Below are 16017 nucleotides of genomic sequence, written 5' to 3'. Positions count from 1 at the left end.
CCCGGTCACCGCACCCCTGGAAACCAACTAATCCAGTCTCCACGAAACCCGGGGCTTGACACGGACTGGGCCACGGAAAAGGTGGTGCGCCACCACACCACCCCCTACGGCGCCGCCAGGTCGGCCGACCAGCTCCCGGGCGACCACCGCTTCATGGGCAAGACGCGTGACGCTTCCACGGGATACACGCTGGTCGGGGCACGCTGGTACGACGAGGGGCTGGGCCGGTTCCTGTCCGTGGACCCGGTCATGGACCTGGTCGATCCGCAGCAGTGGCACGGGTACGTGTACGCCAACAGCAATCCCGTCACCTTCAGCGACCCCACGGGTCTCCTTTACACCATTCCCGATGCACCCGGAGCACAGCCCAGGGCTAGCCATGGAGACAGCGGATCCGGGGGCGGCAGCGGCGGGACTGGCGGTAGCGGTGGATCTGGTGCCGGGACCGGCGAACCGGCGGACATGGTCAGCGACGTCTGTGACGCGCCGCCATACGTTCCACCGACGCAGGCGGAAGTGCTCGCGGACGTTAGCGCCGAGTTCTGGGACGACTACGGCCACATCTACCTGGATGTCGCCGGTTTCCTCCCCGGCGCAGGCATCCCCGCAGACGTGGCTAACGCCGCCTGGTACTGCTCCGACGGGGAGAACATCGACTGCGCGATGAGCATGGTCGGCATCGTTCCGGTCATCGGTGACGGCGCACAGCTCATCTACAAGGGCGGCAAATGGACCTGGAAGGGCATCGACGCCCTCGCCACCGCCAGCAAACAGGCCGACGAAGCCGCAGACGAGGCAATGCCACCTGGCTGCAACAGTTTCGTTCCGGGCACGCTGGTGCGGCTCGCGGACGGGACCTGGAAGCCGATCGAGGAGGTCGAGGTCGGCGACGAGGTTCTGGCTGCCGACGAGGAGACTGGCGAGCAGGCCGAGAGTCGCGAGGTCACGGCACTGATCCATGGCGAGGGCGACAAGACACTCGTCACGATCACCGTGATCGACGCCGACGGCGATACCCAGCAGATCGTAGCGACGGACGCGCACCCGTTCTGGGCGCCGGAACTGCGCGAGTGGGTCGATGCGATCGATCTCAACACCGGCGACTGGCTGCAGACCTCGACCGGCACCTGGGCTCAAGTCACCACGATCGATGTCGAGCACGAGTACGCCGTGGTTCACAATCTGACCGTTGCAGTCAATCACACATACTATGTGGCCGCGCGGAAGGATGCTGTGGCGGTTCTTGTCCACAATGATTCGTGCCCGCTTTTCCGAAGCGATACTCGCGGCCCGGACGAAATATTTGACACTGGATTTGAGCCTCGAGGTGATAACATGGATTTGCTTGAGCATGCTTCCGGGTACTCCCGCGACTCGGGGTTTGTCTCGACCTCAACATCCGAATCAGTCGCGCGAGGTCGCGGAGGGAACGTCTACGAGATTCGTGGCGTGGATGGTGTCGACGTCAATTCAGAATTTCCTGGGAATCCATTTAGTCACGAACTGGAGATTGCGGTGCCTGGGAGAATCGACACATCCTGCATCTTCTCATGCACCCTGCGTGATGGGTCGGTCAGGCTAAACCCGAACTATTCCGGAGGGTGATTCGTGGAGTCCATGAGACGTCGGGCGGTTGCGAAGGATGGACGGTGTATTGACGTCCGGCTCGATATTTCAACACCCCCATCAGTTGTCCGGATGTCCCTTAGCGAGCCGCCGCTTGATCGAGTGTATGCGGAGGTTGATCTCTGGGAATGTCTGAAATCAATTCGAGGGGATCTCGAGCGGCTTGGGATTCTGGTCTGCTGCCAGGGTGCGCGACGGAATGTACTTCCGTCCGGAGTCAATAGGCAGATGTCGGACGGCCGCCTTGCCTACCTGATTCAGGCGGGGAGGACGCCGTCGGATGATGATTTGGTGGACATATTCGATCCTGCAGAATGTGCGGATGTCGTGACGATCGATGAGCAACTATTAGCGATTCGTAGGATGTTCACCGAGTAATGGAGGCTATTTGCGAATCAGGGTCGGGTAGCCGGGAGGTGAGATTCCTCCCGGCTACCCGACCCTGGTTGTTGTACCAGTCGAGGTATTCCGCGATCTCGACGTCGTCGAGGCCGTGCCAGGGGCCCTTGTTGCGGATCGGTTCGGCCTTGAACAGGATGTTGAACGCCTCGGCCATCGCGTTGTCGCAGTCGCCCTTGCACCCGACCGCCGGAGCCGAGGCGCCGGGCGGGGTGGTCCGCTACCGGCGCGCCGAGGACGGCACCGTCGGCCGCGACAGCGGCTGAGAACGGGCAGCAGGGCGGGGCGTGAGGAGTCCCGCCCTGCGCCTATCAGTGGATAAGGATAGGGTGATACGATGGTGTGGAAGGTTGAGTTCGACGACGCGGTGTTCGCCTGGCTGCACGAGCTGGACCCCGGTTCGTTTCTTCAGGTTCGTGCCGCGATCGACGTGCTCGCCGACCGCGGACCGCAGCTGGGCCGGCCTCTGGTCGACACGGTGAGCGGTTCACGGCACAAGAACATGAAGGAGCTGCGACCCGGTTCGGCCGGGCGTACCGAGCTGCGGGTGCTGTTCTGCTTCGACCCCGACCGGGCGGCGATCCTGCTGGTCGGCGGGGACAAGGCGGGGAACTGGCAAGGCTGGTATCGCACCGCGATCCCGCTGGCCGACGACCGCTACGACACCCACCTGGCCGCACTTGCGGCTGAGCAGGACCCGCCCGAACAAGGTGAGAAGCCCGCCAAGGGCAGGAAGGGCAAGGGGAAGCGATGACCAAGAACCTTCAGGACCTGGACCGGTCCCGCCCGGTCGACCCCGACGACCTCGCCGCCGCCAAGGAGCGGCTGCTGGCCCGTCAGCGCGCCTACCAGCTGCGCGAGCTGCGCACCGCCCAGGACCTGACCCAGGCAGAGCTCGCGCAGCGGATGCACGTCGGGCAGAACCGCGTCTCCCAGATCGAGACCGGCGGCGCGGAGTCCACCCGTCTGGACACCCTGCGCCGCTACGCCCAAGCCCTCGGCGGCACGCTGAGCGTCGAGGTCACCATCGGCGACACCCGCTACATCGTCGCCTGACCCACCCGCACCGAACCTTCGAGGCCCCGCCCGCTCCACGGTGAGCCGGCGAGGCTTCGCGCTACCCGTGCCACCCCGCCGCGTCCTAAACGAATCAAGCTGTCGGCCGGTCTGGCTCCAGGTCTCGGGGCCGGGCTAGGGTGTTGGACGTTCGTGGAAGCGCTCTCAGCGAGGAGTCAGCGTGCAGACCAGACAACCCAGCCCACAGCGTCACCGCCGGGCGGCGGCGGCCGTGACAGCCCTAGCCCTGGCCGGAGTCGTGCTCTCGCCGGTCGCGGCGCAGGCCGAGGACGGGACCGAACTTCTGACCAACCCGTCCTTCGACGGCACCATGGACCCCTGGTGGGTCTCCGGTGACGTCGAGTTCACCGAGTCCGCAGACGGCACCATGTGCGGCGTCGTCCCCGGCGGCGGCAACCAGTGGGACGTCATCGTGGGGCAGGGCGGCGTCCCCATCACCGCGGGCGACACCTACACCGTCAGCGTGACGGCCTCCGCCTCCCCCGAGGCGTCGGTCCGCGTGACGGTTCCCGATCCCGAGACCGAGTGGCCACCGCTCTACTACGCGGACATCACCCTCCGGGCGGACGGGCAGCCGTTCACGGAGGTCTTCGACATCGCGGCCGACGCCGAGAGCGAGATCCAGCTCCAGCTCGGTGGCAACGCCGAGGACTTCGAGCTGTGCCTCGACGAGGTCTCCCTGCTCACCGGCGGCGAGGTCGAGGAGTACGAGCCGGAGACCGGCCCGCGCGTGCGCGTGAACCAGGTCGGCTACCTCCCTGACGGCCCGAAGAACGCCACGCTCGTCACGGACGCGACATCGCCGGTCGCGTGGGAGCTGCGGGACGACGCCGGGGCCGCCGTCGCCTCGGGCGAGACGACGCCGGAGGGCACCGACCCGTCGGCGGGACTGAACGTGCACACGATCGACTTCTCCGACGTCGACGCCACCGGCACGGGCTTCGTCCTCGCCGCCGACGGCGAGGAGTCGTACCCGTTCGAGATCGGCTCGACCATCTACGACCAGCTGCGCGCCGACTCCCTCGGCATCTACTACACCCAGCGGTCCGGGGTCGAGATCGTGCCGGTCGAGGTCGACGGCGAGGAGCTGAAGACCGAGTACGCGCGCCCCGCGGGGCACGTGTCCGAGTTCGGCGGGACCGACGTCAACCAGGGTGACACGAACGTCCCCTGCCTCCCGCCGGAGGGAGCCGTCGACAGCAGCGGCAACCCGCAGGACGGCGGCGACGTCCACTACGGCGAGAACGGCTGGGCCTGCCCGGACGGGTACGCCATCGACGCCTCCGGCGGCTGGTACGACGCCGGCGACCACGGCAAGTACGTCGTGAACTCGGGCATCTCCGTCTACCAGCTGCTGTCCACCTACGAGCGCACCCTGCACGCCGACACCGTGTCCGACGGCGCGCTCGGCGACTCCACGCTCGTCATCCCCGAGCGGGACAACGGGGTGCCGGACATCCTCGACGAGGTCAGGCACAACCTCGACTGGATGCTCAGCATGCAGGTGGACGACGGCGTGCCGATGACCATCGACGGCGAGGAGTACGACGCCGGCGGCCTGGCGCACCACAAGCTGCACGACATCGCCTGGACCGGCCTGAACCTCCTGCCCCACGAGGACCCGATGCCGCGGTACGTGCACCGGCCCTCGACGGCGGCCACGCTCAACCTGGCCGCCGCCGCGGCACAGGGCGCCCGCCTGTACGCCGAGTACGACCAGGCCTACGCCGACGAGCTGCTCGCCGCCGCGCGCCGGGCCTGGGACGCGGCGTCCGCCCACCCGGACATCATCGCGCCGGACACGAACAGCCTCGACGCCAACCCCGGCGGAGGCCCGTACAACGACAGCAGCGTGGGCGACGAGTTCTACTGGGCCGCCGCGCAGCTCTTCCTCACCACGGGCGAGACCGAGTTCGCCGACGCCGTGCAGTCCTCGCCGTACCACGTCGGCGGCGCCGAGGGTGACATCTGGCGGGCCACCGGGTTCGACTGGGGCTTCACCGCCGCGGCCGCCCGGCTCGATCTCGCCACCGTGCCGAACGACCTGCCCGGCCGGGACGCCGTCGTCGACTCCGTGATCGAGGGGGCGGACCAGCACGTCGCCACGCAGCAGGGCGAGCCGTTCGGCCACGCCTACAACCCGGGCGACTACGACTGGGGCTCGAACCACCAGATCATCAACAACGCCGTGATCATCGCCACCGCGTACGACCTGACCGGCGAGGAGCAGTACCGCGACGCGGCCCTGGAGACGTTCGACTACATCCTGGGACGCAACGCCCTCAACAACTCGTACGTGAAGGGCTACGGGACGCAGTTCAGCCAGAACATGCACAACCGGTGGATGGCGTCGGCCGACAGGCTGCCTCCGCACCCGGACGGCATGATCTCGGGCGGCCCGAACTCGGCCATCCAGGACCCGGTCGCGCAGGAGAACCTGCAGGGCTGCGCCCCGCAGTTCTGCTACATCGACGACATCGACTCGTGGGCGACCAACGAGATGACGATCAACTGGAACGCCCCGCTGAGCTGGTTCTCCTCGTGGGCGTCCGACGTCGCGGGCGAGGGCGGTGACCCGGTTCCCGAGTGCCTGGCGGACATCGATGTCGTGCACGCGTGGGACGGCGGCTTCCTGGCGAACGTCGGGGTCATCGCAGGCCTCGACGCCATCGACGGGTGGACGGTGACCATGTACCTCGAGCCGGCATCCGTGGCCCACGGCTGGAACGCGGAGTTCAGCACGTCCGGCGGGGTCACCACCGCGACGGACGTGGGCTGGAACGCGAGCCTGCCCGCCGACGGCCGCACCGATTTCGGCTTCATCGGAAGCGGGACGCCACCGGAGTTCATCATCGGCGGCTGCACGGCGAACTGACGATACGACGCCGGAGAGCCGCCGCCCCAGGGGGTGGCGGCTCTCCGGTGGCCGTCCGGGTCCTGCACTGTCAGCTCAGGACGTCGTCCAGGGCCTCGAACCAGCGTGCCGCGATCTTCGCGTTGCCGGACTCGTTCGGGTGCACGCCGTCGTCGGTGTCGGTGGCGGCGTCGAAGCCGCTCCACTGGTCGACGACGACGATCGGCGATCGGTCGGTCGACAGGCCGGCCGCCCATCCGGGGATCTCGGCGTTGAGGTTCACGGCCCGCTGCGGGCAGTCGGTGCAGCCGAGCGAGGCGTCGGGTTCGAGCGGGATGATCTGTGCGACGAGGACCGTCGCGTCCGGGTTGAGTTCGCGGAGGTCCGTCACGATCGACGTGTAGGCGTCGAGGATCCGGTCCGGCGGGACGTTCGACCAGGCGTCGTTGGTGCCGAAGTGCATCAGCACGACATCCGGAGTGTTCTGCTCGAGCCAGGCGCGGGCCTGCCCGTTCGCGGCGACGTCGGTGACCAGGGCTCCGCCGTGTCCCTCGTGGTCGAGGTCGGCGCCGGCCGGAGCGCAGCCCGCGTACTGCGATCCCACGAAGTCGACGTCGTGCCCGGCGTCCGTCACGTGCTGCCACAGGCTTCCGCGCCAGCAGCCCGGGCTGCCGGTGATCGAGTCGCCCAGCGGCATGATCCGGGCCGGGTCGTCCGGCGGGGTGGTCGGGTCGTCGGTCGGGCTGGAGGTCGGGTCCGGCGGTGGGCCGGTCTGCCCGTCGCAGAGCGTGCCGTTGACGGAGACCTGGCTCGGCGTCGCGGTGCTCCCCGATCCCACGAAGCCGAACACCCGAGCGCTCTCGCCCGCGCCGATCCGGGCGTTCCAGCCGACGTCGGAGCCGGTGAACGAGGTACCGCTCTGGCTCCAGTCCACGTTCCAGGCGCTGCTGACGGAGGTGCCGCCGGGGAACTCCCACACGACCTCCCAGCCGTCGATCGGGTCGCCGGCGGTGATCGTGACGTCGGCCTGGAAGCCGCCGTCCCAGCTGTTCACGACGTCGTAGTCGACCTGGCAGCCGTCGTTGGCGGCAGCGGGGCCCGATCCGATCATCGGGAGGGCGCCGGCGCCGAGCGCGGCCACGGCCGCACCGATGAGCAGGATTCTTCGCGTTCGATCTGATCGCATGTCCACGTCCTCGCAGGTCGAGATGGTGCGGAGCGGGCAGGCGCCCGGGGGCACCCTGTCGAGCTCGGCCGGGTCGGAGGGGACCCGCAGGGCTCATCCTGTTCCGAGGTCTGACGTCGAACGACGGACTGAAGCGATTCACCTCGATCCGGCGGGCCGAGAGTTCGCGCTGGCGGACGATGCGGTCGGCCGGTTGTCGAGCAGTCGGTCCAATGTCGAGAAATCGGTCCCCCGAGCGGCCGATCACACGACAAGGGACCGACCACACCAGGCGTCCGGTGGGGTCTCACCTGGGCCAGTCGGCGTGTTCCGGGGCCCGGCGGACAATCAGAAGATGGTGCGACCTCGCTCGTCCGGTACGCCGGACTTTCGGAAGAAGTAGGTGTTGACCTGGTCGCGCCACTCGGTCGCACTGCGCAGTTGCTCGGCCAGGCGCTCGGACACCCTGGCGACGAGGTGCGCCGCCGATCCGTCGTCGTCCGACAACGATCCCGCGACGCGGTCCCACGCGGCCACGAATCCCTCGACCTGCTCCACGCCGTCGAAGTGGGTGTCGTAGATGTGCTGGATCACGGTCTTCCCGGACTGCAGCACGTGGGTGTAGGGGACGTGGTGGAAGAACAGCAGCAGTTCGTCGGGACAGGTCTCCGGCGACTCGAAGACCGACGCCCACGGCTCCGGGTAGAGCCCCGCGTACCCGGTCCCGGTCGCCACCGTCCGGTCCACGCCGATCCCGTCGCGGTCCGCGAAATGGTAGGTGCCCCAGGGCGTGTACTCGTAGCCGTCCACGTCCGGTCCGTAGTGGTGGCCCGGGCGCACCATGAACCCGACGCCGAGGGGCGAGGCGTACCGCTCGTACGTCTCCCAGGATTCGCCGAGGATCGTGCGCACGGCGTGGACGACGTCGTCCGCCGCGCCCGGGAACGTCAGCCCGATCCACTCGTCGAGCAGCGCGGCGGGATCCGCGGCAGGGTCCCAGGCCAGCCGCCCGTAGGCATAGAGATTGGCCTGTGCGAAAGGGTGCCCGGTCCAGAACTCGTCGTCTCCGACGTTCGACACGGCGACGATCCCGGCGGGGCGCGCCACGATCTCGGCCACCGAGGTCGGCCGGCTGGTTCGGCTCGCCCCGGCGCCCGCCGGCCCCGCGAAGTCGAAGTTCAGGATCTCGCTCCACTGGCGGCCCAGGTACACGGCGTGCTTCTGCTGGCCGGTGTACTCCTGGGTGACCTGGAGCTCCAGGGCCACCCGGGTGCGCGGCATCGCCGCGAGCACCGGGGACACCGGCTCGCGCACCTGGAAGTCCATCGGGCCGTACTTGACCTGCACGATCACGTTCTCGGCGAAGCGGCTGTCGAGCGGGGCGAAGTGGTCGTGCGCCGCGCGCGCCCGGTCGGTGGACCGGTCCCGCCAGTCCTGGCGGTGGTCGTAGACGAACGCGCGCCAGTGGACCAGACCGCCGTGCGGGGCGACGGCCGCGGCGAGCATGTTCGCGCCGTCGGCGTGGTCGCGCCCGTACGCGAACGGCCCGGGCTGGCCCTCGGAGTCGGCCTTGACCACGAACCCGCCGAAGTCGGGGATCCGGCCCCAGACCCGGTCGGCGGCGTCGCGCCACCAGCACGCCACCGCCGGGTCCAGCGGGTCCGACGTGCCCAGGCCGCCGAGCGTCATGGGCGCCGCGAACGACACCGACAGGTGCACCCGGATGCCCCACGGCCGGAACACCGTGGCGATCCTGGCCACGTGCGGCAGGTCGTCCGTGAGCAGCCGGGCCTCGCGGGCGTGCACGTTGACGTTGTTGATCGCCACCCGGTTGACGCCGGTGGACGCGAGCAGCCGTGCGTACGCCTCGACGCGCGACAGGTCCGCGCGCACCTCGCCGTCGTCGAAGAAGATCGACCCGCCGGAGTACCCGCGCTCGACCTGCCCCATCACGTCGTGGACGGCGACGTTGTCCCAGTGGTCGAGCATCCGCAGCTCGGCCGCGGGCGCGTGCCGCTCGACGACGTCGGGCCCCTCGAACGCGGCCTCGCCCAGCCGCACGACATGGAAGAACCCGTACAGCAGCCCGCGGTCGGAAGCAGCCTCGACAACAACACTCCCGTCGTCCCGCGACAGCCGGAACGACTCGTCGACCTCCGGCTCGCCGGCTGTGCCGAACCCGTCGACCACGCCATTTCTGGCGACCACGCCATTTCGCGCCATGGAAGCGCGTCCACGGGCCAGAATGGCGTGGTCGCCAGAAATGGCGTGGTCGGCGCGGGCGGCGGTCGGCGAGGGAGGCGGCTGCAGTTCGGCGTCGTCGTCCTCCGCGATGGTCAGGACCAGATCGGGGTCCGACACACCCGAACCCGACTCCAGGCGCGTGAACGAACCGCCGTGAGCGGCGGTGGCCGCCGCGACCTCGGCGGCGACGGTGCCGACCAAGGCCCCGTCGCCGCGGACCGCCACGCTGCGGCGCCCGACGGCGGCGAACGCGGCGTCGGGCAGCCAGGCGGCGTGCGGCCCGGACGCGCCAGGAGACATGTTGCCCGGGCTCTTGTGCGAATTCACCAGTCGTGGACCGTTCCGTCGAGGGTGCGATTGATGGGCAGGTACGCAGGGGTGTACTCGAAGCGTGCCGCGACATCCTCGTCCAGGTCCACTCCCAGGCCAGGATTCACCCCCGGGTGGAGCAGCCCGTCGGTGAAGGTGTACGACGTCCGGAACACCTCGAGCGTCGTGTCGCTGTGCTTCATGTACTCCTGGATCCCGAAGTTGTGGATGGCCAGGTCCAGGTGCAGCGCGGCGGCCATACCCACCGGCGACACGTCCGTCGGGCCGTGCATCCCGGACCGGACGCCGTACAGGCCGGCGAAGTCCAGCAGCTTCTTCATGTGCGTGATGCCGCCGGTGTGGGTGACGGCCGAGCGGACGTAGTCGATGAGGCGCTCGGTGATGAGGGTCTGGTAGTCGAAGGCCGTGTTGAAGACCTCGCCGATGGCGATCGGCGTCGTGGAGTGCTGCCGGATCAGGCGCAGGGCCTGCTGGTCCTCGCCGGGCGTGGCGTCCTCCAGCCAGAACAGGCGGTACGGCTCGAGGTCCTTCGCCAGGCGGGCGGCCTCGATCGGGCGCATGCGGTGGTGGCCGTCGTGCAGGAGCGGCAGGTCCGGGCCGAACTCGTGGCGCACCGCCTCGAAGACTCCCGGGATGTGGCGCAGGTAGGCGGCGGTGTCCCACTCCTCCTCGACCGGGAGGGCGCGGCCGTCGACGATGTTCCGCTTGGCCGGCTCGTAGTCGTACCGCTGCCCGGCACGCTGGTCGCTCGCGACGCCGTACACCTGGCCGAGGCCCGGGACGCCGGTCTGGATGCGGATCGCGCGAAAGCCCAGGTCGAGGTGGTTGCGGATGGAATCGAACAGCGCCTCGGTGGTGGTGCCGGACGCGTGGCCGTAGGCGAGCGCGCCCCGGCGGGACGCGCCACCCAGGAGCTGGTAGAGCGGCAGCCCGGCGACCTTGGCCTTGATGTCCCAGAGGGCGACGTCGACGGCGGCGATGGCGGCCATGGTGATCGGGCCGCGCCGCCAGTAGGCGCCCCGGTACAGGTACTGCCAGGTGTCCTCGATGTTCGCGGGATCGCGTCCGATCAGCAGCGGGACGACGTGGTCGGTCAGGTAGGAGGCGACGGCGAGCTCGCGTCCGTTGACGGTCGCGTCACCGAGGCCGACGACGCCGTCCGACGTCGTGATCTTGAGCGTGACGAAGTTACGGCCGGGGGAGGTGATGACCACCTCGGCGGATTCGATCTGGGACATGGGGAATCGTTCTCCTTGGTTTCGGTGTCGAGGCCGGCGAGTGGTCGGTCCGTTGTCGGAGCAGGTCGGTCGGATGTCGCGAAGTCGGTTCCCCGGGTAGCCGATCGCTCGACATTCGACCGACCGCCGTCGACATCGGACCGACTGCTCGACATCCCGCCGACCGCGGGCGCCTGCGGTCAGGCGGCCGGGGCCGGGTAGGCCTTCTTGGGGAGGTGGTAGGCCAGGTCGGCGGCCGTGTCGAGCGCCTCGTCGAGGTTCAGGCGGTGTTCGACGACGAGCCGCGCCAGGTAGCCGGCGTCGATCCGGCGGGCCAGGTCGTGGCGGGCGGGGATCGAGCAGAACGCGCGGGTGTCGTCCACGAAGCCCGACATGTTCGAGAACCCGGCGGTGCCCGTGGCCGCCTCGCGGAACCGGCGCATCGCGTCCGGCTCGTCGAGGAACCACCACGGTGCGCCGAGCCGCAGCGCCGGGTACACCCCGGCCAGCGGCGCGAGTTCGCGCGAGTACACGTCCTCGTCCACGGTGAAGACGATCATCCGGAAGTTCTCCGCATGCCCGAACGCCTCCAGGACCGGCCGCAGCGCGTTCGTGTACTCGGTGACGACCGGGATGTCGTACCCCTTGTCCGGGCCGAACGTCGCGTGCCGCTCCGTGTCGTGGTTCCGCAGCACGCCCGGGTGCAGCTGCATGACCAGCCCGTCCTCGCACGACATCGCGGCCATCTGGAACAGCATGTGCGCGGAGAACGCGGCTGCCTCGTCGGCGGTGACGCCGCCTCCGGACAGCGCGCGTGCGAACAGCGCGGCGGCGACGTCGTCGGGCAGCGGCGTCGTGTCCGCGCCGAGGTGGCCGTGGTCCGTGGCGCTGCCCCCGGCCGCGACGAACGCGCGACGCCGCTCGCGCAGCGCCGCCAGGTACGTCGCGTAGTCGCCGATCTCCGTGCCCGACGCCGCGGCGAGGCGCGCGACGTCGTCCCGCCAGGCCGGCTGGTCCAGGTGCAGCAGCGGGTCGGGCCGGAAGGTCGGCACGACGCGCGGCGTGGCGAGCGTGGCTGTGCCGGATCCCGCGAGACCCGAGCCGGTCGCATCCCGTCCGCCGACGGCTGCCGTCGCGGCGAGCCCGGTGCCGGACCTCGTCACGTCGTCCCCGCCGGCACCGATTGCTGTCGGCGCCCCACCGCCGACGCCGGCCGCCGTCGCGGCTGCCCCGCCGACGGCCGCCCCTGCGGCGACCGTCGTACGACCGCCGTCGGCCAGGGCGCCGAGTTCCGTCGCGAGCTGCTGGTGCTGCGCCAGGTCGCTCCACGCCGGGTCGGTGGTGGCGAGCGTCTCGATGCGGAACTGGTCGAGCAGGGCCCGCGGGCGGAAGCCGGACTCGCCGAGGCGCGTGGCGATCTGGTCGTAGATCGCGTCGGCGGTCTCGGCCGACGGGCGCACCGTCACCCCGAAGATCTCGACGAGCTCGTGCTCCATCCAGTACCGCGTGGGCGTCCCGCGGAAGTGCTTCCAGCCCGCGCAGAACCGGCGCCAGATCGTGCGCGGGTCGGTCTCGAGGCCGGGAGTCCCCTCCGGTCCGACGCCCAGCGCGGGCAGCGGCGTGCCCTGCGACACGAGCATCCGCGTGAGGTAGTGGTCGGGAACCACGAACAGTTGTGCGGGGTCGGGGAACGGGGTGTCGTCGGCGAAGGTGGCGACGTCCACGTGCCCGTGCATCGACACGATCGGGAGGCCGCGGGTGGTCTCGTAGATCTCGCGGGCGACGGGTCGGGTGGTCGGGTCGGCGGGGAGCGCGCGATCCGGGTGCAGGGTCCATTCGGTCATGCCGGGCCTCCTGGGCGTCGTTGCCGTGCGAACGTTTGCATCGTACCCGAGCGCTGTCGCGGCCCTGATCCACGGGGTGCGCGGTTGCGCGGAGGGGGCGAGTTGTGCAAACGTTCGCGTGACAGGTCCGGCGACGAGGAGGTGCCATGGCAACGGTGCACGACGTCGCCCGCGACGCCGGCGTCTCCATCTCGACGGTCTCGCGCTCCTTCGACCCGCGCAGCAAGATCTCGCCCGCCACCCGCGCACGTGTGCTGGCGGCCGCCGAGGAGCTCGGCTACCAGCCCCATCCCGTGGCGCGCGGGCTGCGCACCGGGCGCACGCACGCCGTCGGACTGCTCGTGCCGGACCTCGGGAACCCGTTCTTCGCCGCCATCACGAAGGCTGTCCAGGCCCGTGCCCGCGCCGAGGGATACGAGGTGTTCGTCGCCGACTCCGACGAAGACCCCGACGTCGAACCCGAACTCATCCGCGCGCTCGCCGCCCGCACCGACGGCCTGCTCGTCGCGTCTCCGCGAGCGGACGCCGCCACGCTCCGCGAGGCTCTCGGCGGCGTGACCGCGGTGCTGCTCAACCGCGAGCTACCGCCGGCCACGGCGTCGGCGAACGCCGGAGTTGCCGGAGCGGCGTCCGCAGGAGCCGGGGCGGCGTCGACCCAGGGGGGCGAGCGGACGAGCGCCGCCGGGCCGGCCGGGGGCGCCGGGTCGGCCCGTACGGCCGCCGCGTCCGCGATGGCCGCCCGGCCCGGCGCCGAGGTCACGGCACCGCGAGACGCCGCGCCCGCCGTCGTCCCCGAGATTCCTGCCGTGACGCTCGACGACGCCGACGGGGTCGCACAGATCCTCGGCCACCTGAGCTCCCTCGGCCATCGGGAGGTGGGCGTCGCCGCCGGTCCGACCGCGTCCTGGTCGGGCGCCCGCCGGGTCGCCGGCCTGCACGCCGCGGCCGAGCGCTGGGGCGTGCGACTCGTGGAACTGGGCGAGTTCCGGCCCCATTTCGCGGGCGGAACCCAGGCTGCGGACCACGCGCTGGCGAGCGGGGTGACCGCCGTCGTCGTCTTCAACGACCTCATGGCGCTCGGCGTGCTGGACCGGTTGCGGCAGCGCGGGGTCGACGTGCCCGGCGAGATGTCCGTGGTCGGGTACGACGACGTCCCCCTCGCCACGCTGGTCACGCCCGCGCTGACGACCGTGCGGGTCCCGCTGGACCGCCTGGGCCGGCGCGCGGTCGACCTGCTGCTGGCGCGGCTCTCGGGGACGACGACGGCGGCGGGCGCGCAACTGCCCGTGGAACTGGTGATCCGCGGCTCGGCGGGGACGGTACCCGCGGGGCTGCCCGGTCGATGATGCGGTTCGCGACGGACCATGCAGTTCCTTTCGCATACGCGCCGGAAGCGGAAGCAACCTCATGGTCCACTCCTGGTATTCACCACCAATGACGGAGGAGGGAACGCCATGAATGACAGGCTCCGGAGGGAAACACTTCCCGAAGATGTGGCCGCGCCGGTGGATCCGGAGCGGATCGGGATCGTGCATCTCGGGATCGGGGCGTTCCACCGCGCCCACCAGGCCGTGTACACGGAACGTGCCATGGCCGCGACCGGTGACCTGACCTGGGGCATCCTCGGCGTCACCCAGCGCTCGGCCACGGTCCGCGACCAGCTCCGGCCGCAGGGCGGGGTGTACGGAGTGCTGACGGCAGGCGCCGTCGCCCCGTCCGCCGATGCCGGGAGCGGGGAGGCCGCCGACGGTGGAGCGGCGGGCCGGGCCGGGAGTGGCGGGCAGACCGCCGGTGGAGTTGCCGCCCGGGCCGGGAGCGGCGGGGGCGCCGCCGCCGGTGGAACTGCGGCTCGGGGCGGGCTCGTCGTAGGCGACGACCTGCGGCTTGACCTCGTGGGGGCGGTGGTCGACGTCGCCTACCCGGCCGAGGAGACCGCGCGGGTGCTCGCCGCCCTGGCCGCGCCGACCACGCACGTCGTCACCCTCACCATCACCGAGAAGGGCTACGCCCGGCTGCCCGACGGCGGCCTCGACGTCGACCGGGTGCGGCCCGACCTGGACGCCCTGGCCCTGGCGGCCAGATCCGCGGCGACCGCTGCGGCGTCGCCGGCGGCCCGCGGGGCGTCGGCGTCGCCGGGCGGTGCTGCGTCGTCGTCGCCCTCGGCGTCCGTACCGGTTGCCGGTCCTGCGCCGGTGTCGGACGCCGCTGCGACCACTTCGGCGTCGTCGGACGAGGGGGCCGCGTCGCCGTCGGCTTCCGCGCCGACCGCTCCGGCGTCGTCGGCCATCGGGCTGCTCGTCCGGGGAATTGCCGAGAGGCATCGCGCGGGCGTCGCGCCGATCACTATCCTGACCTGCGACAACATGGTCGACAACGGGCGCGTCCTCGAGCGGCTCGTGCGCGAGGCGGTCGATGCCGCCCTGCCCGGTCCCGAGGGCGACGACCTACGCGCCTACCTGGACTCCCGCGTGACGTTCCCCTGCTCGATGGTGGACCGCATCGTCCCCGCCACGACCCCGGGCCAGCGCGACGCCGTCGAGCGCGCGCTCGGGGTCCGCGACGAGGGGCTCGTGGTGGGCGAGCCCTTCACCCAGTGGGTGATCGAGGACCGGTTCGCCGGGCCCCGTCCCGCCTGGGAGCGCGCGGGTGCCACGCTGACGTCCGACGTCGCCCCCTACGAGCAGGCGAAGCTGCGCCTCCTCAACGGGACGCACTCCCTGGTCGCCTACGCGGGCGGGCTCGCCGGACACGCCACCATCGCCGAGGCCATGTCCGACCCTCGCATCGCGGACCACGCCCGCACGTACCTGTTCGACGACGCCCTGCCCACGCTCACCCCACCGGACGGCACCGACCTGCGGGCGTACGGCGAGGAGATCCTCCGCCGCTTCGCGAACCCGCACACCGGCCACACGACCATCCAGGTGGCGATGGACGGCAGCCAGAAGATCCCGTTCCGCTGGGGCGGGGTCCTGGCGGACTGCCTCGCCGCCGGCCGGGTGCCGCAGGGGCTCGCGTTCGGTCTGGCGTCGTGGGCGCTGTTCGTCCGACGGCGGACGCTGGCGGCCGGCGGTCAGGGCGCGGACGTGCCGGGCGGTTCGTGCGACGGCGTCGACGACCCACGATCGGAGGAGCTGGCCGCGCTGGTGGGCGGCTCGGATATGGCGACCGGGGCGGCGGGCTCGGCGGGCGCTGGCGGGGTGGCGGGCGCGGCGGGCGCGGCCGGGGTAGCGGGCTCGGCGGGCGCGGCCGGGGTGGCGG

The 16017-nt window shown here is 70.8% G+C and carries 11 protein-coding genes; 6 read left to right on the top strand and 5 right to left on the bottom strand.

Annotated features, from left to right (window positions below; all coding sequences use genetic code 11):
- Nucleotides 1-1605: polymorphic toxin-type HINT domain-containing protein (locus ACYVK5_RS24875; protein ID WP_460708774.1), on the top strand; the 1605-nt coding region annotated here is incomplete at its 5' end.
- A gap of 388 nt (nt 1606-1993) precedes the next feature.
- Here ACYVK5_RS24875 and ACYVK5_RS24870 read toward each other — a convergent pair.
- Nucleotides 1994-2182: a hypothetical protein gene (locus tag ACYVK5_RS24870; protein ID WP_460708772.1), complete on the bottom strand. Its 189-nt coding sequence runs from the start codon at nt 2180-2182 to the stop codon at nt 1994-1996.
- Between the two features lie 180 nt (nt 2183-2362).
- On the opposite strand from ACYVK5_RS24870, the gene ACYVK5_RS24865 reads away from it, so the two are divergent.
- The 3 genes from ACYVK5_RS24865 (at nt 2363) to ACYVK5_RS24855 (ending at nt 5977) form a co-directional block, all read left to right on the top strand.
- On the top strand, nt 2363-2779 hold the full coding sequence (locus ACYVK5_RS24865; protein WP_460708770.1) for a type II toxin-antitoxin system RelE/ParE family toxin: 417 nt from the start codon (nt 2363-2365) through the stop codon (nt 2777-2779).
- Nucleotides 2776-3081, top strand: a complete 306-nt coding sequence (locus tag ACYVK5_RS24860; protein WP_460708768.1) for a helix-turn-helix domain-containing protein — start codon at nt 2776-2778, stop codon at nt 3079-3081. The genes ACYVK5_RS24865 and ACYVK5_RS24860 overlap by 4 nt, the downstream gene beginning before the upstream one ends.
- A 181-nt stretch (nt 3082-3262) precedes the next feature.
- Entirely contained in the window at nt 3263-5977 is a 2715-nt protein-coding gene (locus tag ACYVK5_RS24855) for a glycoside hydrolase family 9 protein (protein ID WP_460708766.1), read from the top strand.
- A gap of 70 nt (nt 5978-6047) precedes the next feature.
- On the opposite strand, the gene ACYVK5_RS24850 is transcribed toward ACYVK5_RS24855, so the two are convergent.
- The 4 genes from ACYVK5_RS24850 to ACYVK5_RS24835 all read right to left on the bottom strand — a co-directional run bounded on the left by ACYVK5_RS24850 (nt 6048) and on the right by ACYVK5_RS24835 (nt 12756).
- Nucleotides 6048-7142: a cellulose binding domain-containing protein gene (locus ACYVK5_RS24850; protein WP_460708764.1), complete on the bottom strand. Its 1095-nt coding sequence runs from the start codon at nt 7140-7142 to the stop codon at nt 6048-6050.
- Between the two features lie 327 nt (nt 7143-7469).
- Nucleotides 7470-9665, bottom strand: coding sequence for an alpha-glucuronidase (locus ACYVK5_RS24845; protein ID WP_460708776.1), 2196 nt, complete (start codon nt 9663-9665; stop codon nt 7470-7472).
- Between the two features lie 23 nt (nt 9666-9688).
- On the bottom strand, nt 9689-10933 hold the full coding sequence (manD, locus tag ACYVK5_RS24840) for a D-mannonate dehydratase ManD (RefSeq protein WP_460708762.1): 1245 nt from the start codon (nt 10931-10933) through the stop codon (nt 9689-9691).
- Nucleotides 10934-11112: 179 nt separating this feature from the next.
- Nucleotides 11113-12756, bottom strand: a complete 1644-nt coding sequence (locus tag ACYVK5_RS24835; RefSeq protein ID WP_460708760.1) for a glucuronate isomerase — start codon at nt 12754-12756, stop codon at nt 11113-11115.
- Nucleotides 12757-12902: 146 nt separating this feature from the next.
- On the opposite strand from ACYVK5_RS24835, the gene ACYVK5_RS24830 reads away from it, so the two are divergent.
- Nucleotides 12903-14102, top strand: a complete 1200-nt coding sequence (locus tag ACYVK5_RS24830) for a LacI family DNA-binding transcriptional regulator (RefSeq protein ID WP_460708758.1) — start codon at nt 12903-12905, stop codon at nt 14100-14102.
- A gap of 108 nt (nt 14103-14210) precedes the next feature.
- The coding region (locus ACYVK5_RS24825) for a mannitol dehydrogenase family protein (protein ID WP_460708756.1) at nt 14211-16017 on the top strand (1807 nt) is incomplete at its 3' end.

The sequence above is a fragment of the Myceligenerans halotolerans genome (assembly GCF_054782975.1).
The sequence above is the reverse complement of the archived record's forward strand: the minus strand, read 5'-3'. Positions and strand labels throughout refer to the sequence as shown.

Excerpts from the sequence above, each read along its gene's own strand:
- ACYVK5_RS24870 (WP_460708772.1), bottom strand. The coding sequence starts at position 2,182 with ATGGCCGAGGCGTTCAACATCCTGTTCAAGGCCGAACCGATCCGCAAC.
- ACYVK5_RS24865 (WP_460708770.1), top strand. The coding sequence starts at position 2,363 with ATGGTGTGGAAGGTTGAGTTCGACGACGCGGTGTTCGCCTGGCTGCAC.
- ACYVK5_RS24860 (WP_460708768.1), top strand. The coding sequence starts at position 2,776 with ATGACCAAGAACCTTCAGGACCTGGACCGGTCCCGCCCGGTCGACCCC.
- ACYVK5_RS24850 (WP_460708764.1), bottom strand. The coding sequence starts at position 7,142 with ATGCGATCAGATCGAACGCGAAGAATCCTGCTCATCGGTGCGGCCGTG.
- ACYVK5_RS24845 (WP_460708776.1), bottom strand. The coding sequence starts at position 9,665 with ATGTCTCCTGGCGCGTCCGGGCCGCACGCCGCCTGGCTGCCCGACGCC.
- manD (WP_460708762.1), bottom strand. The coding sequence starts at position 10,933 with ATGTCCCAGATCGAATCCGCCGAGGTGGTCATCACCTCCCCCGGCCGT.
- ACYVK5_RS24835 (WP_460708760.1), bottom strand. The coding sequence starts at position 12,756 with ATGACCGAATGGACCCTGCACCCGGATCGCGCGCTCCCCGCCGACCCG.
- ACYVK5_RS24830 (WP_460708758.1), top strand. The coding sequence starts at position 12,903 with ATGGCAACGGTGCACGACGTCGCCCGCGACGCCGGCGTCTCCATCTCG.